This window comes from Colwellia sp. MB3u-45 (genome assembly GCF_014077005.1).
In the GTDB taxonomy this organism is placed as follows: Bacteria; Pseudomonadota; Gammaproteobacteria; order Enterobacterales; family Alteromonadaceae; genus Cognaticolwellia.
Map to the genome: position 1 here is coordinate 107,821 of NZ_JACGVC010000044.1, position 22,211 is coordinate 130,031.

21 protein-coding genes are annotated in these 22,211 nt (G+C 39.9%); 15 read left to right on the plus strand and 6 right to left on the minus strand.

Annotation, left to right across the window (positions count from 1 at the left end; translation table 11 throughout):
* Positions 1 to 15 precede the first annotated feature (15 nt).
* The 5 genes from mlaD to murA all read left to right on the plus strand — a co-directional run bounded on the left by mlaD (position 16) and on the right by murA (position 3,064).
* A complete protein-coding gene (mlaD, locus tag H4J41_RS05780) occupies positions 16 to 486 on the plus strand; it encodes an outer membrane lipid asymmetry maintenance protein MlaD (RefSeq protein WP_182136681.1) in 471 nt (156 codons plus the stop codon).
* Positions 487 to 488: 2 nt separating this feature from the next.
* Positions 489 to 1,133 (plus strand): ABC transporter substrate-binding protein, encoded by a 645-nt coding sequence (locus tag H4J41_RS05785; protein WP_259364538.1) that lies wholly within the window; start codon positions 489 to 491, stop codon positions 1,131 to 1,133.
* Between the two features lie 62 nt (positions 1,134 to 1,195).
* Positions 1,196 to 1,492 carry a lipid asymmetry maintenance protein MlaB gene (locus H4J41_RS05790; RefSeq protein ID WP_182136680.1) on the plus strand — a complete coding sequence of 99 codons (297 nt, stop codon included), beginning with the start codon at positions 1,196 to 1,198 and terminating at the stop codon, positions 1,490 to 1,492.
* A gap of 24 nt (positions 1,493 to 1,516) precedes the next feature.
* Entirely contained in the window at positions 1,517 to 1,774 is a 258-nt protein-coding gene (locus H4J41_RS05795; protein WP_182136679.1) for a BolA family protein, read from the plus strand.
* Positions 1,775 to 1,801: 27 nt separating this feature from the next.
* On the plus strand, positions 1,802 to 3,064 hold the full coding sequence (gene murA / locus H4J41_RS05800; RefSeq protein ID WP_182136678.1) for a UDP-N-acetylglucosamine 1-carboxyvinyltransferase: 1,263 nt from the start codon (positions 1,802 to 1,804) through the stop codon (positions 3,062 to 3,064).
* 95 nt (positions 3,065 to 3,159) lie between these two features.
* Here the strand turns inward: murA and H4J41_RS05805 are convergent, their stop codons facing one another.
* Positions 3,160 to 4,149 carry a trypsin-like peptidase domain-containing protein gene (locus H4J41_RS05805; protein ID WP_259363082.1) on the minus strand — a complete coding sequence of 330 codons (990 nt, stop codon included), beginning with the start codon at positions 4,147 to 4,149 and terminating at the stop codon, positions 3,160 to 3,162.
* Positions 4,150 to 4,709: 560 nt separating this feature from the next.
* On the opposite strand from H4J41_RS05805, the gene H4J41_RS05810 reads away from it, so the two are divergent.
* Positions 4,710 to 8,123, plus strand: a complete 3,414-nt coding sequence (locus tag H4J41_RS05810) for an EAL domain-containing protein (protein ID WP_182136677.1) — start codon at positions 4,710 to 4,712, stop codon at positions 8,121 to 8,123.
* 233 nt (positions 8,124 to 8,356) lie between these two features.
* Here H4J41_RS05810 and H4J41_RS05815 read toward each other — a convergent pair whose 3' ends face one another.
* From H4J41_RS05815 to H4J41_RS05825, 3 genes are all read right to left on the minus strand, one after another.
* Positions 8,357 to 9,046, minus strand: a complete 690-nt coding sequence (locus tag H4J41_RS05815) for a glucosaminidase domain-containing protein (RefSeq protein ID WP_182136676.1) — start codon at positions 9,044 to 9,046, stop codon at positions 8,357 to 8,359.
* 577 nt (positions 9,047 to 9,623) lie between these two features.
* Positions 9,624 to 10,991, minus strand: a complete 1,368-nt coding sequence (locus tag H4J41_RS05820) for a Do family serine endopeptidase (RefSeq protein WP_182136675.1) — start codon at positions 10,989 to 10,991, stop codon at positions 9,624 to 9,626.
* 118 nt (positions 10,992 to 11,109) lie between these two features.
* Positions 11,110 to 11,574, minus strand: a complete 465-nt coding sequence (locus H4J41_RS05825; RefSeq protein WP_182136674.1) for a YhcB family protein — start codon at positions 11,572 to 11,574, stop codon at positions 11,110 to 11,112.
* A 178-nt stretch (positions 11,575 to 11,752) separates the two neighbouring features.
* On the opposite strand from H4J41_RS05825, the gene zapE reads away from it, so the two are divergent.
* The 9 genes from zapE (at position 11,753) to H4J41_RS05870 (ending at position 19,764) form a co-directional block, all read left to right on the plus strand.
* Entirely contained in the window at positions 11,753 to 12,868 is a 1,116-nt protein-coding gene (zapE, locus tag H4J41_RS05830) for a cell division protein ZapE (RefSeq protein ID WP_182136673.1), read from the plus strand.
* Positions 12,869 to 12,930: 62 nt separating this feature from the next.
* Positions 12,931 to 13,905, plus strand: coding sequence for a hypothetical protein (locus H4J41_RS05835; protein ID WP_182136672.1), 975 nt, complete (start codon positions 12,931 to 12,933; stop codon positions 13,903 to 13,905).
* A gap of 229 nt (positions 13,906 to 14,134) precedes the next feature.
* The gene (gene rplM / locus H4J41_RS05840; RefSeq protein WP_182136671.1) at positions 14,135 to 14,563 is read left to right on the plus strand and encodes a 50S ribosomal protein L13; all 429 of its coding nucleotides are present in this window, start codon (positions 14,135 to 14,137) and stop codon (positions 14,561 to 14,563) included.
* 3 nt (positions 14,564 to 14,566) lie between these two features.
* Complete coding sequence (gene rpsI, locus H4J41_RS05845) at positions 14,567 to 14,959, plus strand: 30S ribosomal protein S9 (protein WP_182136670.1); 393 nt, start codon at positions 14,567 to 14,569, stop codon at positions 14,957 to 14,959.
* A 1,019-nt stretch (positions 14,960 to 15,978) separates the two neighbouring features.
* Positions 15,979 to 16,569, plus strand: a complete 591-nt coding sequence (gene petA, locus H4J41_RS05850) for a ubiquinol-cytochrome c reductase iron-sulfur subunit (RefSeq protein WP_182136669.1) — start codon at positions 15,979 to 15,981, stop codon at positions 16,567 to 16,569.
* The gene (locus tag H4J41_RS05855; RefSeq protein ID WP_182136668.1) at positions 16,569 to 17,837 is read left to right on the plus strand and encodes a cytochrome bc complex cytochrome b subunit; all 1,269 of its coding nucleotides are present in this window, start codon (positions 16,569 to 16,571) and stop codon (positions 17,835 to 17,837) included. The genes petA and H4J41_RS05855 overlap by 1 nt, the downstream gene beginning before the upstream one ends.
* A complete protein-coding gene (locus H4J41_RS05860) occupies positions 17,834 to 18,532 on the plus strand; it encodes a cytochrome c1 (protein WP_182136667.1) in 699 nt (232 codons plus the stop codon). The genes H4J41_RS05855 and H4J41_RS05860 overlap by 4 nt, the downstream gene beginning before the upstream one ends.
* A gap of 96 nt (positions 18,533 to 18,628) precedes the next feature.
* On the plus strand, positions 18,629 to 19,270 hold the full coding sequence (sspA, locus tag H4J41_RS05865) for a stringent starvation protein SspA (protein WP_182136666.1): 642 nt from the start codon (positions 18,629 to 18,631) through the stop codon (positions 19,268 to 19,270).
* Positions 19,271 to 19,281: 11 nt separating this feature from the next.
* Complete coding sequence (locus H4J41_RS05870) at positions 19,282 to 19,764, plus strand: ClpXP protease specificity-enhancing factor (protein ID WP_259364539.1); 483 nt, start codon at positions 19,282 to 19,284, stop codon at positions 19,762 to 19,764.
* 90 nt (positions 19,765 to 19,854) lie between these two features.
* On the opposite strand, the gene hemL is transcribed toward H4J41_RS05870, so the two are convergent.
* Both hemL and H4J41_RS05880 read right to left on the minus strand, forming a co-directional pair.
* Positions 19,855 to 21,138, minus strand: coding sequence for a glutamate-1-semialdehyde 2,1-aminomutase (hemL, locus tag H4J41_RS05875; RefSeq protein WP_182136665.1), 1,284 nt, complete (start codon positions 21,136 to 21,138; stop codon positions 19,855 to 19,857).
* Positions 21,139 to 21,183: 45 nt separating this feature from the next.
* The gene (locus tag H4J41_RS05880; RefSeq protein ID WP_220460999.1) at positions 21,184 to 22,194 is read right to left on the minus strand and encodes an aspartate carbamoyltransferase; all 1,011 of its coding nucleotides are present in this window, start codon (positions 22,192 to 22,194) and stop codon (positions 21,184 to 21,186) included.
* Positions 22,195 to 22,211: the final 17 nt, after the last annotated feature.

Genomic DNA, 22,211 nt, shown 5'->3' on the forward strand with positions numbered 1-22,211 from the left:
AATTTGGTGGAAGACATGGTGTCGAAAAAAATAGAATTATTGGTCGGACTCTTTGCTGCAATTGGTATTGCTGCATTGTTAATGCTAGCACTAAAAGTAGCTGACAGCGGTATTACAGGAACTGGCAACACATATCAGTTATATGCCAAATTTGACAACATTGGCGGCTTGAAAGTTCGCTCGCCAATAAAAGTCGGGGGTGTTGTCATCGGCCGTGTCAGTGCAATTTCGTTAGACAGTGCAGATTATACGCCTTTAGTGACGTTAGAAATTTTTGCCGAGTATAATAACTTCTCAGAAGCGACTTCAGTGTCAATATTAACGGCGGGTTTATTAGGTGAACAATATGTAGGTTTGTTACCAGGCTTTATTCATAGCTCAGTTGAAATCTTAAAACCAGGTGATTATATTGAAGACACCAAACCTGCATTGATATTAGAAGAACTGATTGGTCAATTTTTATTCAGCCAAGGCAGTGGTGATTAATCATGATAAATAATGTGATGAAAAAATGCTTTTTTTGTTTAGCACTGCTAGGTTTGTCGATATCGGTTAGCGCCACAGGAAATGTTGATAAAAAAGACCCTTATCAAATGATTAAAACGGTTGCCGAGATCACTTTTAAGCGTTTTGCCAATGAACAAGTGGCGATACGTGCAGAGCCTAATTTATTGAAAACCATCGTTCGCGAAGAATTAATGCCGTATATAAATTATCAATATGCCGCTTATAAAGTGATTGGTAGCAACTTCAAGAAAACCAATCAGGCTGACCGAGCTGAGTTTGTACCGGCATTTCGTGAGTATCTTATCACCGCTTATGCGCAGGTTTTTACCTTGTACGATAACCAAAAGGTCGAATTTGCACCGGCAGAAGATTTTGCTGAGCATCGCGTAGTGTCTGTTGATACGAGTGTAATAGAGCCAGGTCGCGGTCCAATTAATATTTCCTTTCGTGTGCGTAAGCATAAAAAAACCGGCGACTGGAAAGCCTATGATATGGTAGCAGAAGGTGTCAGCTTACTTGACAGCAAACAAGCGGAGTTAAGTGGTTTGATCCGTCAAAAAGGGCTAGCTCATGTCACTGAAATGCTAAAAGAAAAAAGTGCAAAGAGTATTGTTTTTAAATCATAAAAGTTAATTTTTGCCAAGCATACAGACAAAGTAGCGTATTATAAGGTTGTTAGTAGATAAAAATGATAGAAGTCCAACAAGCAGAGCAAAAAGCGATTTTTAGTGGTGCGTTAACCCGTGCTACAATAACGCCTGCATTTGATAAAAAGTACCGTAAATTAGTCAATAATGAACGAATTATTATTGACTTGGCTAAGGTGAGTCAAGTTGACACCGCAGGCTTAGCATGGATTTTATTATTAATTGAACTGGCGGCCAGCAAAGCTTGTCATATCAGTTTGATTAATTTACCTGAAGATTTATTAAAACTGGCAACGTTAAGTGCAGTTGATACGTTATTGCCGATAGAAACCCCTTAATCTACACGCTATTTGGAGCAAAAAGTGGAAGTAAAAGAGATAGAAAAATTAATTACCGATGCCGTTGAATTAGACGAGATTCATGTAGCATTTGATGGTTCACAATGTAAAGTAATTGCCATTGCTGACTTTTTAGGTGATCTAAGCCGAGTGAAAAAACAACAAACTATTTATGCCCCTTTAGCGAAAATTATTAACGAAGGTGTCATTCACGCGGTATCCATTAAAACCTTCACAACGTCTGACTGGCGCCGTGAAAAAATGTTTAACCTACCCCTTTAATTCACACCGACATAAAAGAATATACTCTTGGACGCATTTAAAATTATTGGTGGGCAACCACTACATGGCGAAGTGACTATTTCAGGCGCAAAAAATGCGGCATTACCTATTCTAATGTCGGCATTGCTCTCAGAAACTCCGGTTACTTTTTCCAATGTTCCGAAACTTAATGATATAGAAACGACGATTAAACTCTTGTCACAATTAGGTGCTAAATGCCAGTGGCTTAGTGAGAGTAGCTTGATGATTGATGCTAGTAGCATCGCGCATTGTCGCGCGTCATATGAGTTAGTGAAAACTATGCGCGCTTCTATCTTGGTTTTAGGGCCTTTACTGGCACGTTTTGGTCATGCTGAAGTGTCTTTACCTGGCGGTTGTGCCATTGGCGCGCGACCGGTTAACTTGCATATTCATGGCTTAAAGCTGATGGGTGCAGACATAGCGGTTGAAAATGGTTATATCATTGCGCGCAATAGTGGTCGACTTAAAGGTGCGACTATCTTTATGGACACCGTCAGTGTTACCGGTACTGAAAATCTAATGATGGCTGCAGCTTTGGCTGATGGCATTACTATTATCGAGAATGCAGCGCGAGAGCCTGAAATTGTCGATCTAGCGCATTGTTTAAACGGCATGGGTGCTAAAGTTTCAGGCGCAGGCACAGACACCTTAACGATTACCGGCGTTGAAAAACTGCATGGTGCAAGTTATTCAGTCATGCCAGATCGCATAGAAACCGGTACATTTTTAGTTGCAGCGGCGGTCACTCAAGGTAAAGTAAAGTGTTTAAACACTGATCCTAAAGCTTTAGATGCGGTACTGGCTAAGTTAAGAGAAGCTGGCGCAGATATCACTACAGGTGATGACTGGATAGAGCTAGAAATGACCTCAAGGCCAAAAGCGGTTAATATACGCACCGCACCTCATCCGGCATTTCCAACTGATATGCAAGCACAATTTGTTGCCCTTAATGCGATAGCTGATGGCACGGCAACAACAACCGAAACGATTTTTGAAAATCGCTTTATGCATGTGCCTGAACTACAGCGTATGGGGGCAAATATAAGTCTTGAAGGCAATATAGCCATAAGTACCGGTGTGGAGCAGTTAAATGGTGCGCAAGTTATGGCGACTGATTTACGTGCCTCTGCGAGCTTAGTTATCGCCGGACTCGTTGCAAGTACTGAAACGCAAGTAGACCGTATTTATCATATTGATCGTGGCTATCAAAAAATTGAAGATAAGCTGCAAGCGTTAGGCGCAAATATCACCCGTATCACCATTAACTAAGCTTAATTAATGGTTAGCGAGTGATAAAAAATCCCAGCTACTTTGCTGGGATTTTTATTTGCCTGGTGAGTTGTTTGGTGAATTGCTGGCAGGATTTACTTTGGTACTTCAACAATAGTCACAGGTAAGGTTAATTGTTGATTATCGCGAGAGATCATAAAGCTCAATACGGTACCTGGCGCAGCCTCAGCCACAACGTCTAAGCCTTGTTTGGCATTTTGTAATCGAATATCGTCTATTTGATAAACCACATCACCTGATTGTAATCCAGCTTTCATGGCCGGACTCTCTGGCGTTACTGCACCAATAATAAAGCCCTTAAGATTGGTCACAGAATCGTTTGCCTCAACACCAAGCCAGCCACGCACCACGCGACCATGTTCAATAATTTTTAACATAATGGTACGTGCTAATTGATAAGGTACAGCAAAAAATATGCCCTGAATATTGAGATTAGGATTCGCTTGGGTAAATTTTCTTGAATTAATGCCGACTAACTCACCATTAGAATTTATCAGAGCACCACCAGAATTGCCCTCATTAATAGCAGCATCCATTTGTAAAAATTGTAAATAACTGGTGCTTAAACCACTTTGTCCGGTTGCGCTGACAATGCCTTGAGTAACCGTTTGTCCTAAATTTAGCGGATTACCTATGGCTAATACTACGTCACCGACTTGCGGTGTTAATGTGCTCATTTGAGGAATAACCGGCAAATTGTTCGCTTGTACTTTTAAGACAGCAAGATCGGTCAAAACATCATAACCAATGAGTTCAGCATGAAGCTCTTGGCCTCGTTGTAACACCACTACAGTTAAATCAGCACTTTGTACCACATGGTAGTTGGTTAAAATATAACCTTGGCCGTGCATAATAACGCCACTACCTAAGCGGGTTACTTTGCGCGGTTGGCGGCCATAAGTTGGGTTTACTTGAATTTCTTCAGAGTAAATATTTACTACAGCAGGGCCAGCTAAACGCACTGCTTTTGCATAAGACAAAGGCGCTTGTATTTTCTCGACACTGGTAAATAACTGCCAAGGAAGTATGTTTTTTTCACGCAGCTCAGGTACTAGTATCAACAAAACCAACGCAAACAGGACACCGTAGCTAGCTGAACGAATGAAAAACTTTAGGGCATTGATAATTTTCAACAGGATTATTTTTATTAGTCTGATTTTTTATAGATTAACATAAAGCCTTTGTTGTTATAAAGTTTTTGTCTTAGATAATCGCTGAGCTGACGTTGAGTATGGGCTAGAGATTAGCCTGGGTTAACGAGTTGAAAGACTGATTTTGTTAGCTAAATAGTTCAAAGCTTTAATATCAGCGAGCACTTGCAGCGTTATTAAGTTGTATTTTTATCCTGCTAGCGGTGAGCAAAGTGCCTGTTCGCTAGATAATAACCGTCAACGGCAAAAAGCAACAAAGCTTATGATAAAAAGATAAAGTGATTAATGCCTACTCGGCATCGAGTGATACCAAGGTTCTAATTTTTTAATCTATCTGTTGAAATTAAAATTTTTAATCATCATTATTAGCTGATGTAGAAGACCAAACTTGTGATATTCTGGCTTAATATAAGGTACAAAATTGATGAGATTCAGAATACTATTTGTAATTTTTACGCCTAACGGAGCCGCTGTTGAAACCATATAATCAGCAAGAATTACCCCAGAAAAAACTTGATGTGTTGAGGTTTTTTGGTTTTGGTACTTCAGGAACCTTTCTATTTTTTCTCGCCTTAATTATTGGCGCATTATTTTTACTCAGCAATATTTACATCTCCAACGTGGCTAATGAGCGAAATAATATTCTTAAGCAAAAATTATCGCTCATGTCGGACAAGATTGAAGACAGCATCGATTCACGGCTATTTATGCTTGATGAGCTTGAGTCTTATGTGCAGTTATCACCAGAAATAGATCAATCTGATTTTGAAGTCATTGCACATAGTATGTTTGAACGCCATCCAAGTTTACGTAGCCTGCAATTAGCACGTAATAGCGTGTTATCACATATTTATCCTTTGACCAATAATAAAGCTGCTTTGGGGCATGATCTCCTCGCCGATGTTAATCGGAAAGCGGACGTGTTATTGGCTTATCAGAGTAACACCGCCACTATTTCAGGGCCCTTAAATTTACGACAGGGCGGGCTTGCTTTGATCGTTCGTCAACCGGTTCATATCAAAAACAAGGCTAATCAGAGCACACAAAGCTGGGGCTTAAGCATTCTGCTCTTAGACTGGGATGAGTTATTACAAGAGACAGATCTGCTTAGTTTGGGGAATGAGCAAAGCCTAGCTTTACGTAAACAAATCAACAATAGATGGCAGCCAGCATTCTGGGGCAATAATGATTTGTTTAGCGAGGCAGACAAAACAGCCGTAATGGTTAATATTGACCTACCCAATAGTGTTTGGCAGTTGGCGATAAAACAAGATACTCAACCGTTAACGCTAATATCAAATATTGTTATAGTGGCCTGCATGGCGATTGTATTGCTGATATGTTTTTTCAGACAAATGCTCTATAAGTTAACCTGGACTGGCCCAGCAGCACTGGCAGGGGCTTTTATTTTGCTTTGTGCGGTCATCACAGGGTTAAGCTACTATTCAATCAATAATGCACAACGCCAACAACTACTTGAAAAAGCGGAAACCATTCGAGTTGATATTCGTCAACGCTTGAAGGAAAGCCTAGATTATATTGGGCTATTAAATTTGGCGCGTACATCAGATAACTTAACCCATCAGAAATTTCAACAGCGAGTGAGTCATTATGTCAGTGCTCATCCAGAGTTGATCAATATTACTTGGATTGATGCGCAATTTATCATTCGCAACGTTGCTCCCTTAACCGGAAATGAACAAATCATAGGTCTTAAAGTTGACCTTAAAGAGCCTCGTCGTGCGTCTCGCTTAGCAAAAGAGTTGCGTTTGCCAGTTTACACTCACCCATTCGTCGCCATTCAGGGGCCTGCGTCTTTTGAGGTTTGGGTGCCGGTTTATCGTGGTAATGAATTTATGGGTTTGTTCGCCGGGGTATATTCAATTCCCGCTTTGTTTAAAACTGTGGTTAGTGATGAAATTTTACATCAATTTGGTGTCAGCATGATCACCCATGATGGCCAGGTGGTTGATCGTAGCTTACTAAAAGATAACGAGGATATACGTCTTAGCCAAACAGTAGCATTGTCGCCACCGGGCTATAATATTGCTCTGCGACTTGATCGCTACCAAAGTCAGTTGTGGCGTTGGGATATTATTGTGTTGTCGTTATTAGCCTTTAGTTTAGCTATCGGTGTATTTTGGATCATGTTTATATTATTGCGGGCTCGTACAGAGTTACAACAACGTTATAAACAACTCAGCGCAGCGCAAGACGCTTTATATCGCGAGAAAGAGTTGTCTCAGGTTACCTTATTGTCGATTGGTGAGGGCGTGATCACTATGGACATAAACGGTAAAATTAATAATCTCAACCCAGTAGCTGAAACTATTACCCAGTGGTCATCAAAAAAAGCTCAAGGACAACTGTTGTATCAGGTAATGCCTTTATTGGATATTACTGATCACCATTCGATGGAAAAATTATTATTAAATTGCATTGATGAGGCGATGTCTGGCGACAGCTCTGCAACCATGGGTTTATTAATTAGTGCACAAAAATACATTTTACGATGCACCTTAACTTCGATTAAAAATAAACTCGGTCAGGCCATTGGTTGCGTATTAATTTTGTACGATATTACTGAAATGCATTTGATTACGCAAAAGTTAGAACATAGGGCTAAACATGACTCGCTAACCGGCTTGGTTAACCGCATCGAATTTGAAGAACGACTTGAACATGCCGTGTCGGTTGCTAGGGTGGAAAATTGTCAACACAGCTTGCTCTACATTGATTTAGATCAATTCAAAATAGTTAATGATACTTGTGGCCATTTGGCCGGTGATGAATTGTTAGTGCAATTGACATCACTCTTACAAGCTCGCATAAGAGGGAGTGATACTTTAGCGCGACTAGGGGGCGATGAATTTGGTGTGCTATTGCTCAATTGTACTCTAGCGCAGGCTACAAATACTGCTGAGATGTTACGCCAACAAGTGGAAGAATTTCGTTTTATATGGCATGACAAAAGTTTTACTTTAGGGCTTAGCATAGGTTTAGTGGTTATTGATAAAAATACAGCAAACTACAGTCAGAGCTTAAGTACCGCAGATGTCGCTTGTTATATGGCTAAAGATGCTGGCCGCAATCGCGTACATGTGTATACCGAAGAAGATGAAGAAACATCAAAGCGTCATGGAGAAATGCATTGGGTGGCGCGTATTACTGCCGCACTTGAAAATGACAGTTTTGTACTTTATCGTCAGGCCATACTGCCACTGGATGAAAACCCACCGGGTAAGTACTATGAGCTATTAATACGTCTAGAAGAAGACGATGGCACATTGGTTAGCCCTAGGGCATTTTTACCTGCGGCTGAGCGATATAACATGATGATCCAGATTGATCGTTGGGTGCTTAATTCCGCGCTTAAATTTTTCCAACAATATCCTGATGAACTCAATGGCTTATTACTTTGCAGTATCAACATCTCTGCTCAATCTTTGAGTGATGAGGGATTTTTAGCTTTTCTGACAAATAGTTTAAAAAACAATCCTCAATGGTGCAATAAACTCTGTTTCGAAATCACAGAAAGCTCAGCGATAAGAAATATACAGCAAGCTAAACGCTTTATTAGTAGCTTAAAAGCATTGGGATGTCGTTTTGCCCTAGATGATTTTGGCTCAGGTATGTATTCTTTTACTTACTTGAAAAACCTGCAGGTAGATTATTTGAAAATTGATGGTAGTTTGGTCAAAAATTGTGCTCAAGATCCAATAGATTTAGCGATGGTAAAGTCGATCAATGATGTTGCTCAGGTGATGGATATGCAAACTATTACCGAGTGGGTTGAAGATGATCAGACGTTAGCTGTATTGAAAACACTGGGAGTGAATTATGTCCAAGGATATGCAGTTGGAAAACTCCAACCACTGCGCAAATAACTAAAAATTTTTGGATCTGGGACATAACATCATCATCAATGAGCCTGCAATAAAATCTGTTGCAGGCTGTCATTAATAGGCTTGTTGTCGCTTAAAAATTTCTCTAACTTATTTCTCTAGCCTATATGAAATATTTCAATGCTATAAATCTAAGGTGAGATTAAATATCATCGCTAATTTTAGCGCTAATTTCATCGCTAATTTTAGTGCATAGTACTTGAATTATGCGTATTTTAGTTATTAGCATCAAGTTGATGAAATTTATTAAACTTAATAATCGAGGTTAATTCATGACCATATTCTGCACCTTTTTCAGAATAACGGTCTAATTTTTTAACTAAAGCAAATGGGTCATCAGTTTTCATTTTTAATTTTCTAAACTCTTTAAATGCACCACCACGGGCAATGGTTCGATAATAGTCGCTAACAGAGGCTTTTATCGATGAATATTCTTTTACCCAAATAGTTTTATCACCGCGTTTTTTAAGGGCAGGAATTCTAGGTTCATCTTTATCAAACGACCAAACACCGAATATATTATAAGCTTCTCTAAAAAAACGAGATGTTGCCCAAGAACTTTCCATTGCCGCTTGTGCAATCGCAATACTTTTAGGGTGCGGTTTCAGTGCCATTAACAGCTCTGCATCGCTTTTTGCTTTATATTCCACTTTCAGCTTGGCTATTCTATCGGCATCACTACCTGATTCTAGTGACGCTGAAACCTTATTATATCGGACCATAAGCTCAGCATAAACATCGTTTACTGCCGGAATAATAAGGTTTTTAAACCTGGCCTTTTTTTCTTGCACTGTCATTTTAGGCAGCGCTGTATCTTTTGATGAGTAAAAATAAATAACGGCAGAGAATAAGAGTATGGCAATAAGTGCAGCTAATAGTTTTGATTGCAAAGAAGTTAATTTCATATAAAGCCTTACTTAAAGGGTAAAAAAAATATTAAGCTATAATAGCATATAATTTATCTCTGCTGAAAAATCGCTCACTGAGCTGAGCGTTTACCTTGGTCGACAATAAAAGTTGTTGGTTTACCCAGTCACTTTTTACTTGTAATAGTCTACCTGTTCAAACTTGCTGGCCAATGACTGAACATTGGTGAAAGTGAACTGAGCAACAGACTTGTTCAGTTCACAAGAGGTGGGCCTTTAGTTTACCCAGATGGGATACAAGCAAGTGTTATTAGATTTCAGTCTCAATAATACTTAGCGCACTTATCCCTTTGTTAGTGAAACTGTTTAGCATAAGTTCTAGCTATATTGCTGGTAATTTTGTTCACAGTTAAAGTAAAGGCGAGCCTGCAACGTGAGACATAGTGGTCAAATACGTCTTAATCCATGGCAAGTTAAAGGTTTAATCGTTGATATTGTTAGAATAAATATTATAAAAAAGCCTGTCGTTTGACAGGCTTAGGTTTAGTGCTTAGGTTGGTGGTTAGGGTTTATACCGTGCCGGTAGCAGCTAGTGATAGCTCTTAAGGTGATAGTATTAGCGGATCATCAAGAACAATGACGTATTGTTACGCTGAACATTCAGTGCAAAAACGCCCTTATGATCACTTAAGTAACTACGTAGTTCACCAATGTTATTAATGGGTTGGCGATTAATACCATTAATAACATCACCTTTGCGTAAACCCACGGCAGCAGCAGGGCTGTTTTCAGCAACTTCAGCAACACTGATACCATTACCTTGACTGTTATTTTCTAGCTCAGCACCATCAAGCATGGGATGTAAACTCGCGGCTTCAATATTAGCCATGTCAGCTTTTTTCAAAGTAACGTCATAGGTTTTTTCTTTACCGTCTTTTCTGATCACGGTAATTTTTACCGTTTGTCCAGCGCCAATTGAACCAATTTTACCTCTGAGTGCGTTAAAGGTTTTAATCATTTTACCGTTAACTTTAATAATAACATCACCGGCACGAATACCGGCTTCATCAGCGGCTGAATCTGGCATGACTTGTTCGACAAAACCGCCTTGATTAATATCAAGTTCCATTGCTTTAGCAATTTCACTGGTTACACTGCGACCGGCAACACCTAAAACGCCGCGTCGTACTTCGCCAAACTCAATAATTTGATTAACCAAGTTTTGTACCATGTTACTTGGAATAGCAAAACCAATACCGACATTGCCACCGTTAGGACCTAAAATGGCGGTGTTGATACCAATAAGCTCACCACGTAAGTTGATCAAGGCACCCCCTGAATTACCACTATTAATCGCGGCATCGGTTTGAATGAAATCTTCGTAGTTTTCAACGTTTAGGCCGCTACGACCTAGGGCACTGACGATACCAGAGGTAACCGTCTGTCCTAAGCCAAATGGGCTACCTATAGCAACCGCAAAATCACCCACACGTATGGTGTCAGAGTCTGCGATTTTTACTGCAACCAGGTCATCCGCTACTATCTGTAATAAAGCGATATCGCTGGCTTCATCACCACCAATTTTTTTAGCATCAAGTTGGCGACCATCTTTTAGCGTAATTTGAATTTCGTCAGCATCGTTAATCACATGGCTGTTAGTGACAATGTAACCTTTGTCAGCGTCAAGAATGACACCTGAGCCCAAACCCCGAAACTGTCGTTCTTTTTGTTGGCTTTGGCCTTGACCTTGGCGGGGGTTACCAAAGAAAAATTTGAAAGCTTCTGGCACACGCTGTTCAACTTCATGGGTGCCACGAACTGAAATGAGCACAACTCCCGGTGTTACTTGTTCTAACATGGGTGCAAGGCTAGGCATATTTTGCCCATTGAACGATTGAGGTAATTTGGCTTGTGCGGGTAAACTTGCCATGGCAATCGTTGAGGAAAGTAAGACAATATTGATTAAAACTGATAAATTCTTCATGTAACAGAAAACTCCTAATTAAAGTATGTATAAGCAACAGGATTGTTTAGTTACATAAATCAGTTAAACAAACCTGTTGGGTCACTCAATTAAAGACCTGCAATAAAAAGATTAGTTCCTAATTATTTTTTTCAGCATTTGTAGCACTATATTTCTTATCATTAAACAAGCCACTGGGCGCGCCGGAATAATCTAACGGAGGCTCTGATGTTGTTTCGTCATTTTTGCGAAGATTTTTGTCGTGTCGTAAATTTACCGTTTCCGCTAATTGCTCTTGGGTTTCTTTAGAGAAAAAGGGCATACTTTCAATATGATCAGGGGTTACTTGTTGCAACAGTTGGGTGCTTTGCGCCATTTGAGCCATAGCAACTTGGCAGGTACTGTTCATTTGCTCAAGTAAATTGGCGGAGTTTGCAAGATGGTCTGCTACGTCAAGTTTATATCGTGCTAATTCTGCTTCACTTTGACTGGCTTTAGTCGCAAGTTTTTGTGTTTCTTGTGCCGATGAGAAAAGCGTTCTGTTAGCAAAAAAACCGACAATTGCGCCAACGATAAATAGTCCGAGCCCTAAAACAACATTCATATTTCTTTACCTTCATTGTATTCATGGAAAAAATTAGAGAAAATAAGCTTCAATAAATTTAATATAACGTGCTTCACGCTACTTACCTAATGAATATATTTGTAAAAAAAAATATTTCAAGCTGAGTTGGCTTAAACGTTATAAAAAATAAAGTCAGTATTAATTAAATGGCAGTTAAATGATCAAATTATCTCCAATTGGAAAATACACACAAGATTTAACCCGCGATGATTTTCTCTTTGACGCGGCACAAGAAAATGCAGTTAAAAATTTACAACGTTTGTACGACGATTTAATGACTCAACCTTTACCGGTAACGGGCTTTAAAAAGGTGCTCAATCGCTGGAAGCGCGTGGTAAAAAAACCCGAAGTTAAGCAGATAAAGGGCATTTATTTTTGGGGGGGTGTTGGGCGTGGTAAAACCTATCTGGTTGATACCTTTTATGATGGTTTACCCTTTTCTAATAAAATGCGCGTGCATTTCCACCGTTTTATGCATCGTGTGCATGAAGAGTTAAAATTGCTTCAAGGGCAATCTGACCCACTAAAAATTATTGCTAAACGTTTTGCCGATGAAACCTGCATTATCTGCTTTGATGAGTTTTTTGTTTCAGACATTACCGATGCGATGATTTTAGGGACTTTATTTGAAGAATTATTTGCCCACAATGTCACGCTTGTGGCGACATCAAATATTATTCCAGATGACCTATATCGCAATGGCTTACAACGTGAACGTTTTATGCCGGCAATAAAGTTAATTAATCAATGTTGCGATATTATCAATGTTGATAGCGGTGTCGATTATCGTCTTCGTACTTTGGAGCAAGCAGAAATATTCCATTTTCCCTTGGATCAACAAGCTGATGACAATTTAAGGCATTACTTTCAAAGCTTGTCACTTGAAGCGGGTCAAAAAGACAAGGTTATTGAAATTAATAATCGCCCATTACCCAGTGTTCAGGAATCAGATGGCGTGGTGCACTTTGAGTTTTCAACCTTGTGTGAGTCTGCGCGTAGTCAGAGCGATTATATGGAACTAAGCCGTTTATATCATACGGTATTACTGGCTAATGTTACGCAAATGGGCGTTGATAATGATGACAGTACACGGCGATTTATTGCCTTAGTCGATGAATTTTATGAGCGCAATGTTAAATTAATCATCTCGGCAGAAGTCGCTTTAGAGTGTTTATATGTTAACGGTCGTTTAAGCTTTGAATTCAAGCGGTGTTTAAGTCGGCTGCAAGAAATGCAGTCACACAGTTATTTAGCGAGTGAGCATTTACCATAATTAATGTTTTTATGAGTAAAACATCATAAGTTGTTTTTATATTGAAAAGGAGTTTATAAAAAATGATTAACAAGCGGGTTGTTAGCTTTAGCGTCATATTCATGGCGCTAGTGTCGTTAAATGTATTTGCTGGGGTCACTGATAATCCTTTTAGGAAATCAGTCAAAATAACAGAAGCATATCTGCCAAAAGCTATTTTGACTATGTGGCAGAGTGAGCATTTGATATGGCGTGCTCAGTTATTTAATAGCGCGTGCGAGGAAAATACTCAAGCGGTAAAGCACGCGATTAATGCCGGATTTACCTTAGTGAATCAAGTCATTATTGATCAAGCGATAATAAATCATCAGCTAATTGATGAAAACGCTAAACTGATATTGCAAGATAGTAATAAGTTGTATTACCAAATTTTTAGCAGAGTATACGCCTATGCTTATACAGAACGACTGAGAATAATTCAGCAATATCACCCTGAAATCAGTGCAGATTTATGTGCGCATGCTAAGACAATATCACAACAGTATCCGTCTGATGATTTGCCTATAGTACCTTGGCAACTAACTGATCAAACCGAGTTTAAAGCATGGCAAGCTGATTTATTTTCAATGCGTGTGGTTAATCAGCATTTTTTTGCGGCCTTTATTAAACGCCAACAAGCATTTGCTCACATCATAGATGCAGAAATTTATGCCATGATACAACAAAATGAAAAGGCAATCAGTGCATTTTCTGCTCTTAGCGGTAGCTATCAATATAACCATTTACTGATGAAAGAAATAACTCAGGCGTATAGCGAAGTAAAAGGTAAAAAATTACCTGACGAGCTTTGGCGAGCAAGTTATGCCCAGGCCGCCAGTTTATCGGCAACGTATGCCTACAAGTTAGCAACAATATCAGCATTAAGGCAAATTAGAGCGCTTTATCCTGAGCTATATCAGCGCATTGAAGCTCATACTATGAGTTATGTAAAATTGCAGTTAAGTAGATTGAAAATGAGTAAATCACAGTTGAATGAAGCGTTTAATCAGCACGAGTAGCACTTTTTGTTAATTTCGTTTGGCTTATAAAGAAAGATCAATGATTAGGCGTGATCTTTTGCTTATTGTTCTGTATAATCCGGCTTCCCTACGTTACAAAGCCTGTTCTTTTTCCAGAGGACCGGCAACGGACTCGATGCTCGAAGGGGCAATGGCGTAGTCTTTAACGGATAACTTGAGGTTTTCTTAGGTTATTATTTAAGTAACATTTATATAATTGGGTTTTTTAATGAAAACTTTTGTAGCTAAACCAGAGAGCGTACAACGCGAATGGTTCTTAGTGGACGCCGAAAATAAAACTTTAGGCCGTATCGCTACTGAAATTGCAAGCCGTTTGCGCGGTAAGCATAAAGCAGAATTTACTCCTCATGTAGATACTGGCGATTACATCGTTGTTATCAATGCTGAGAAAGTAAAAGTAACTGGTAATAAAGCGAAGGGTAAAATTTACTACTCGCATACAGAATTTGTTGGTGGTCTTAAGCAAATTAGTTTTGAAAAGCTAATCGCAAAAGCTCCAGAGCGCGTTATTGAATTCGCAGTTAAGGGTATGTTACCTAAAGGTCCTTTAGGTCGTGAAATGTTCCGTAAGCTTAAAGTTTACGCGGGTACTGAACATAAACATACTGCACAACAACCACAACTTTTGGAGCTGTAAGTCATGGCTGATAATCAATATTACGGTACTGGTCGTCGCAAGAGCTCAACTGCTCGTGTGTTCATGAAAGCTGGTAACGGTGCAATCACAATTAACAAACGTGACATTTCTGTATACTTTGGCCGTGAAACGGCTCGTATGGTTGTTCGTCAACCATTAGACTTAGTTGAAATGTTAGAAAAGTTTGATTTTAACATCACTGTTACAGGTGGTGGTATTTCTGGTCAAGCTGGCGCAATTCGTCACGGTATTACTCGTGCATTAATGGAGTTCGATGAAACTTTACGTGGTGCTCTACGTAATGCTGGTTTCGTTACTCGTGATGCTCGTAAAGTTGAACGTAAGAAAGTTGGTCTACACAAGGCTCGTAAAAAGCCACAATTTTCAAAACGTTAATATTTACGTTATGTTATTTCAAAAACCGGCTTCTGCCGGTTTTTTTATGTCAAAAATACCGGCTATCTCACGATTATAGGGTCGTTCTTAGCCATCTCGGTAATTGCTCCTGCATTACCCTAATGACTGATACTAAATGGATTAACTATCCGCTTATTTTAACTTAGTGAAATGAACAAAAAATTAATGAGATTAGTCTTATATCCCTATAAGAGCATGGCTTTATGGCACTCGTGCATTCATGCACGTCGATGTGAAAGTGCGGCGATGGCAAAATTTTCTGGGTGTTATATATCACTTATTCTGTAGCAAAGTGCTCTGTACCCAAACGATAAATCAACTGTTCACTATGCCAATGCGCAACATAATAAGCTAATACGTTGTGAACGAGCATATACGCGAGCTATTACTCAAGAATATGCTCATGTGTTGTTTTAACGGTTTACTGCCATGTAAGCCTCCATTAAGCGCATTACCTGCAGGGATGTAGGTACTTATGCTTAGTCTGGAGCTATAACTATAACCATAGCCATGAGAATGTGACTATTTATCGCCATTATCCGGATTGAATTTTACTCCATGGGTGTAATGTATCTGTGTACTTTAATCAACAAATGAGCTTTAAGGTGCAAGGTCACTTTTAGCTCAGTGATCATGTCGCCAAGATGGCAAACATCCCCAGCCTACAAGTAAACTTTTAACCAACAGCGTGGTGCTTTTTCTTTTTAATAGCCAGTTAAATACTTAAAACTGACCGCCATTTTATGGCAACTTGCAAGTTAAAAAAATCTAAATACGAATGGTTTTTATTCACTTAGTGTGTGGTTATAATAATTGACTTTTATTTGCATAAACCTGTCTTGAAAAAGGTTAATTGCCTTGTAAAAAACGAGGGTTTTCTTTATTATCAGAGCAATTTTTTTATCGTTGATTTAGTAGATCAACAATCTACACAATTACTAGGTAATCCTCTTAGTCATGTGTTGTTGTATTAGCTAGATAATAATTGGAGAGTTTGAATGAGCAATGCGCCTGTTAACAACGGTCGTCGACGCTTTTTGACTGCAGCTACTTCGGTAGTCGGTGGTATTGGTGTTGTCGGTGTGGCTGTGCCTTTCATTGGTTCTTGGAACCCTAGTGCTCGTGCGAAAGCCGCAGGTGCGCCAGTAGAAGTCAATGTAAGCAAAATAGAGCCTGGTCAATTAATTCGTGCTGAATGGCGCGGTAAACCAGTGTATGTGGTACGTAGATCAGAAGAAATTCTTTCTGGTTTAAGTACACATGATGACCAATTAAAAGATCCACAATCAGAAGTGCCACAACAACCTGCTTATGCGATGAATGCACATCGCTCGATTAAACCTGATTTATTGGTGGCACTGGGTGTATGTACACATTTAGGTTGTGCACCAACTTACCGCAAAGGTGATTTTGATCAGGAAGTTGCTGGTGTTAAAGACGGTTTTTACTGTCCTTGTCATGGCTCTAAATTTGATATGGCCGGTCGTGTTTTCCAAAATGTCCCAGCACCGACTAACTTGATGGTGCCTGAACACTCTTTCCCAAATGAAGATACCTTACTCATTGGTGTGTCTGGAGGAGAAGCATAATGTCTTTTAAATTAATGGATTGGATCGAACAGCGTCTACCTTTAATGGAAGCAATAAACAAGCATGTTACACAATACCCAGCACCAAAAAATTTCAACTTTTGGTATGTGTTTGGTATTTTAGCGAGTGTTGTTTTAGTCAACCAATTGTTAACGGGTGTTTGGTTAACAATGAACTACGAACCATCAGGTGAAGGTGCCTTTGCTTCTGTAGAGTATATTATGCGTGACGTCGACTACGGTTGGTTATTACGTTATATGCACTCAACGGGTGCATCAGCATTTTTTGTTGTTATTTACATGCATATGTTCCGTGGCATGATGTATGGCTCTTACCAAAAACCTCGTGAATTATTGTGGCTGTTTGGTATGCTGATTTTCTTGGTACTAATGGCTGAAGCCTTTATGGGCTACTTATTACCTTGGGGTAATATGTCATATTGGGGAGCGCAAGTCATTATCTCCATTTTTGGTGCTATTCCGATTATTGGTGATGACTTAACGCTGTGGATACGTGGTGATTATGTTATCTCAGGAGCGACATTAAATCGTTTCTTTGCCTTACATGTTATTGCCTTGCCATTAGTGCTGGTCGTGTTAGTTTTCCTACATATTTTAGCGCTACATGAAGTGGGCTCAAACAACCCAGACGGCACTAATATTAAAAAGCCTAAAGGTAGTGTGGCTCCCGAAGAGTTAAGTAAATTTGCCTTTCATGAGCAGTACACTAAGAAGTACGACATTGTTGACGCCATACCTTTTCATCCCTACTACACAGTTAAAGATTTGGTCGCTATTGTGATCTTCTTAATTATATTCTGTGGGGTTATGTTCTTTGCGCCAGAAGGTGGTGGCTACTTTATAGAAGCGCCAAACTTTGAGCCGGCTAATGGCCTGAAAACACCAGAGCATATAGCACCTGTATGGTACTTTGGTCCCTTCTACACCATTTTACGTATTATTCCTGATAAGCTTTTAGGCGCTGTGGGTATGTTTGGTGCGATTATCGCCTTGTTCATGTTGCCTTGGTGTGACCGTGGTGTGGTTAAATCAATACGTTACCGTTGTACCGCTCATACGGTAAACCTTGTTCAATTCGCTATTTGTTTTATTATTTTAGGTGTTTTAGGTACTTTACCTGCATCGCCACTGAATAACATGATTGGTGTTGTGGCAAGTTTCGGTTACTTTGGCTTTTTCGTGGCTATCTGGATTTACAGTAAAAACGAAAAAACGAAGCCAGTTCCAGATAGGGTGACAGGAAAATGAAAAAATTTATTATAGCAATTTTAGCTGTGCTTCCTATGCTCGCTTTGGCAGCTGGGCCCAGCATACAATTAGATGAGGCTAATAATGACTTACGTGATAAAGCCTCGTTAAAACGTGGTTTTGAAGCTTTTATTGATAATTGTTTAGCTTGTCACCAGTTGCAGTATCAGCGTTATAATCGCACTTTTGCTGACCTGGGTATTTCTGATGAAGATGGCCTAGCAAATTATATGTACACCGGTGAAAAAGTGGGTGATCATATAACCAATACTATGCCAGCTAAAGATGCGGCTAAGTGGTTTGGTGGCGCGCCACCAGATTTAACACTTGAAGCACGCTTTAGAAGTCCTGATTGGATTTACACTTACTTGCGATCTTTTTATGTTGATGAAAGTCGTCCGTTTGGTGTGAACAATAAAGTTTTTAAAGATGTGGGTATGCCACATGTATTACAAAACCTTCAAGGTGTTAAAACAATAGATGAGCACGGTAATCTTTCTGAGGCTACTGGCGGTTCAATGACAACAGAAGAATATGATACTTTTGTTCGTGATATAACCAACTTCTTGGAATACACCGGTGAGCCAAATAAACTTGAGCGTGAAAGCCTAGGTTATTGGGTTATTGGTTTCCTCTTTATCTTGTTGTTCTTTGCCTATTTACTGAAGAAAGAATACTGGAGAGATGTACACTAATTACAAATGTTTTGTGAAACCGTGTAAACTTTAGATATTACTGGGGGCTTTGGCCCCCTTTGTTAGTTTTTTAAATAAGAATTTTTTGGAGGCATTATGGCCATCGCCGCAAACAAACGCTCTGTTATGACTTTATATTCGCATGCAGATGATATGTATAGTCATCAAACCCGCATCGTGTTGGCAGAGAAAGGTGTCGGAGTTGACATTAACTTGGTTGACTTAGCCGATTTACCTGAGGATTTATTGGATTTAAATCCGTATGGAACAGTGCCTACGTTAATTGATCGCGAATTAGCGCTTTATGAAGCGTCAATTATTATCGAATACTTGGATGAACGTTTTCCGCATCCACCACTTATGCCAGTTTACCCGGTATCTCGTGGTCGTAGCCGTTTAATGATGCATCGTATCGAACAAGACTGGTACAGCCTAGCTAAAATTATCTACAGTGGACCAGCCGATGCAGCCGCAAAAGCACGTCAAGAATTGAAAGAAAGCTTGTTAAGTGTTGCGCCTATTTTGAATGAAGCGCCTTATTTCATGAGTGAAGAATTCAGTTTGGTTGATTGTTACTTAGCGCCGCTATTATGGCGTTTACCTGTTATGGGTATTGAGCTCGATGGTGAAGGATCAAAAGAATTAAAAACTTACATGTTAAGAGTGTTTGAACGTGAATCATTTCAAGCGGCATTAACTGAGTCTGAGCGTGAACTACGCTTTGGCGCTCCAGTATAAAGTCGTAAGCTATGACAAGTGAAATGAGCTCAAATAAGCCTTATGTTGTTAAGGCTTTTTATGACTGGATTTTTGATAACGGCTTAACACCTTACATTGTTGTTGATGTGAATGTTTATGGTGTTATGGTGCCTATGTCTTATGTTAATGACGGTCAAATCGTGTTAAATGTTTCGCCGTCAGCTGTCGGTAGTATTGCCATGGGTGAAGAAATTATCGAGCTTAGCGCACGTTTTGGCGGCAAGCTTGAAAACATGAGCATACCTTATGGTGCTGTTGTGGCTATTTATGCCAAAGAAAATGGTGCTGGCACATCGCTAGCGATTGAGCACCCTGAGCCAGGCACTATTGCTGAGGAACCTTTACCTTCACCGGTGAAAATGTCTTCAGTCAAAGCAGTAGATAGCAAGACAACGACTAAAACGTCAGCTAAGCAGCAAAGCACTCAAGCATCAAAAGTGAAAAAGCCCAGCCTGTCGGTAGTAAAAAATTAAGCAAAATTAAGTATATTATAATTTTGTTAACCATTAAAAAAGGTAAGCGTTATGCTTACCTTTTTTATTGTCTGCTTGATAATGTAAAGTTTACAGTTGAGCGAAACAACGATCAGCTGCGGCTAAGGTAAATTCAACTTCTGCTTCACCGTGTGCCGTTGATACAAAGGCGGCTTCAAATGAAGAAGGGGCAAGATAAACGCCTTCATCCAACATCAAATGAAAGAAGCGTTTAAACTTTTCACCATCACATGCGGTTGCCTGAGCAAAGCAAGTCACGGTCTCTTCCTCAGTAAAAAAGAAACCGAACATACCGCCAACATAATTAACCGCTAATGATATACCATTGCGCTCTGCAGCGGCTTTTAAGCCCATTGCTAGCTTTTCTGTCGTAGCACTGAGTTGTTCGTGCTTATTACCTTTAGATAGCTCATTTAACGTCGCCAAACCTGCTGCCATAGCAATAGGGTTGCCTGATAATGTACCCGCTTGATAAACAGGTCCAATAGGGGCAATGTAATCCATGATTTCTTTTTTACCACCAAAAGCTCCTACCGGCATGCCACCACCGATAACTTTACCTAAAGTAGTTAAATCAGGCACTATGTTGTAGTGAGCTTGGGCTCCACCTAAAGCAATGCGAAAGCCGGTCATGACTTCATCAAAAATTAACAGGCTTTTATATTGATCACAAATGGTGCGTAATCCTTCCAAGAAACCTTCGATCGGTGGTACACAGTTCATATTGCCAGCAACAGGTTCAACAATGATACAAGCGATTTCATCACCCATTTCAGCGAAAATTTGTTTGACTTCATCAAGGTTATTAAAGCTAACAGTTAACGTGTGTTTAGCAACATCTTCAGGAATACCGGGAGAGCTTGGCACGCCCATGGTTAACATGCCTGAGCCAGCCTTAACCAATAAAGAGTCGGCATGGCCGTGATAACAACCTTCAAATTTTAATATTTTGTCACGACCCGTAAAGCCACGGGCCAATCGTATAGAGCTCATGGTTGCTTCAGTGCCTGAACTGGTCATACGTAATTTTTCCATTGAAGGAACCATTTCACGCACTTTTTCAGCCATGGTTATTTCGAGTTCTGTTGGAGCGCCAAAGCTAAGCCCGTTCTGGGCAGTTTCAATCACGGCGGCCAGAATTGCTGGGTGATTGTGGCCTAAAATCATCGGTCCCCATGAACCAACATAATCGACATACTGCTTACCATCAACGTCAAAAATATAAGCCCCTTGAGCTTTCTTGATAAACAGTGGTGTGCCACCTACGCCATTAAAGGCACGAACCGGTGAATTTACGCCACCAGGAATAATGTCTTGGGCGGCATTAAATAATTGCTGAGAATTTTTTGTCATAATATGCTACTCGCTGTTAAGGTAACCTAACTATTGAGGTTAAAATTAGTATTTATTGGTGTGCCAAATTACCGGCTTTTCATAATGGCTAAGTTGGTTTTCAACCCCTAAACTTAGGGCAAATAATGCCATACGTACCAGTACACCGTTTTGCGCTTGGCGAAATATGGCTAAATTATCGAGGTCATTTAAATCGATATCGAGTTCATTCGCTTCAGCGCGAGAATCGCGCGGTAATGGGTGCATGATTACCGTATGTTCGTGACAATATTGCTGATAAATTTTTCGATTCAAACTAAAGTGGCCACGGTATAAGTCGGCTTCATCTTTACTGGCAAAACGCTCTTGTTGAATACGGGTTTGGTAAATAACATCGCAGGCCAAATTGCCTTCAATTTTGTCAGTAATAACCACTTGGTGTCCGGCGTTGGTTAAGGTAGCCACTATGCTATCTGGCATTTGCAGAGCCTTAGGGGCAATCATAGTGATTTTGATATTGTTATATAAGCTAATTAATTTCGACAGAGAATGCACGGTTCTACCATGTTTAAGATCGCCCATTAAGACAATGTTTAAGCCGTCTAGCCCCATGTCATAACGCGCCATTTCTGACTGTATGGTAAATAAATCCAGTAGCGCCTGTGTTGGGTGTTCGTTAGCGCCGTCGCCACCATTAATCACAGGCACACTGCTGCCTTTAGCAAAGTCAGCAACCGAGTGCATGGTGGGGTGGCGCATGGCAATCACGTCTGAATAACCACTAATAACACGGGCGGTGTCAAATAATGACTCGCCTTTTGAAAGCGAAGAGTTCTCTTGTCCAACTGTTTCTCTGACAAAGCCACCCAGTAAATTAAAGGCGGTACCAAAGCTAACACGTGTGCGGGTGCTGGGCTCAAAAAATAAATTACTTAATATTGCGCCTTCAAGCACATGACAACGCTTTTTTCGCATGGCGTAGGGCGCCATTAAGGTTGAAATCTCTAAAATACGGGAAATACTCTCTCTATCGAACTGCGATACAGATAAGATATGGCTTCCTTCAAATTTCATCATAGATAATACCTACATTA

What these genes read in the sequence shown, in the direction of transcription:
- H4J41_RS05825 (WP_182136674.1), bottom strand. Translation starts at nt 11,574, where the DNA reads ATGAATGTTGTTTTAGGGCTCGGACTATTTATCGTTGGCGCAATTGTC.
- H4J41_RS05835 (WP_182136672.1), top strand. Translation starts at nt 12,931, where the DNA reads ATGATTAACAAGCGGGTTGTTAGCTTTAGCGTCATATTCATGGCGCTA.
- H4J41_RS05815 (WP_182136676.1), bottom strand. Translation starts at nt 9,046, where the DNA reads ATGAAATTAACTTCTTTGCAATCAAAACTATTAGCTGCACTTATTGCC.
- H4J41_RS05880 (WP_220460999.1), bottom strand. Translation starts at nt 22,194, where the DNA reads ATGATGAAATTTGAAGGAAGCCATATCTTATCTGTATCGCAGTTCGAT.
- rplM (WP_182136671.1), top strand. Translation starts at nt 14,135, where the DNA reads ATGAAAACTTTTGTAGCTAAACCAGAGAGCGTACAACGCGAATGGTTC.
- H4J41_RS05820 (WP_182136675.1), bottom strand. Translation starts at nt 10,991, where the DNA reads ATGAAGAATTTATCAGTTTTAATCAATATTGTCTTACTTTCCTCAACG.
- H4J41_RS05790 (WP_182136680.1), top strand. Translation starts at nt 1,196, where the DNA reads ATGATAGAAGTCCAACAAGCAGAGCAAAAAGCGATTTTTAGTGGTGCG.
- mlaD (WP_182136681.1), top strand. Translation starts at nt 16, where the DNA reads ATGGTGTCGAAAAAAATAGAATTATTGGTCGGACTCTTTGCTGCAATT.
- H4J41_RS05870 (WP_259364539.1), top strand. Translation starts at nt 19,282, where the DNA reads ATGACAAGTGAAATGAGCTCAAATAAGCCTTATGTTGTTAAGGCTTTT.
- H4J41_RS05785 (WP_259364538.1), top strand. Translation starts at nt 489, where the DNA reads ATGATAAATAATGTGATGAAAAAATGCTTTTTTTGTTTAGCACTGCTA.
- H4J41_RS05855 (WP_182136668.1), top strand. Translation starts at nt 16,569, where the DNA reads ATGTCTTTTAAATTAATGGATTGGATCGAACAGCGTCTACCTTTAATG.
- zapE (WP_182136673.1), top strand. Translation starts at nt 11,753, where the DNA reads ATGATCAAATTATCTCCAATTGGAAAATACACACAAGATTTAACCCGC.
- sspA (WP_182136666.1), top strand. Translation starts at nt 18,629, where the DNA reads ATGGCCATCGCCGCAAACAAACGCTCTGTTATGACTTTATATTCGCAT.
- H4J41_RS05860 (WP_182136667.1), top strand. Translation starts at nt 17,834, where the DNA reads ATGAAAAAATTTATTATAGCAATTTTAGCTGTGCTTCCTATGCTCGCT.
- rpsI (WP_182136670.1), top strand. Translation starts at nt 14,567, where the DNA reads ATGGCTGATAATCAATATTACGGTACTGGTCGTCGCAAGAGCTCAACT.
- petA (WP_182136669.1), top strand. Translation starts at nt 15,979, where the DNA reads ATGAGCAATGCGCCTGTTAACAACGGTCGTCGACGCTTTTTGACTGCA.
- hemL (WP_182136665.1), bottom strand. Translation starts at nt 21,138, where the DNA reads ATGACAAAAAATTCTCAGCAATTATTTAATGCCGCCCAAGACATTATT.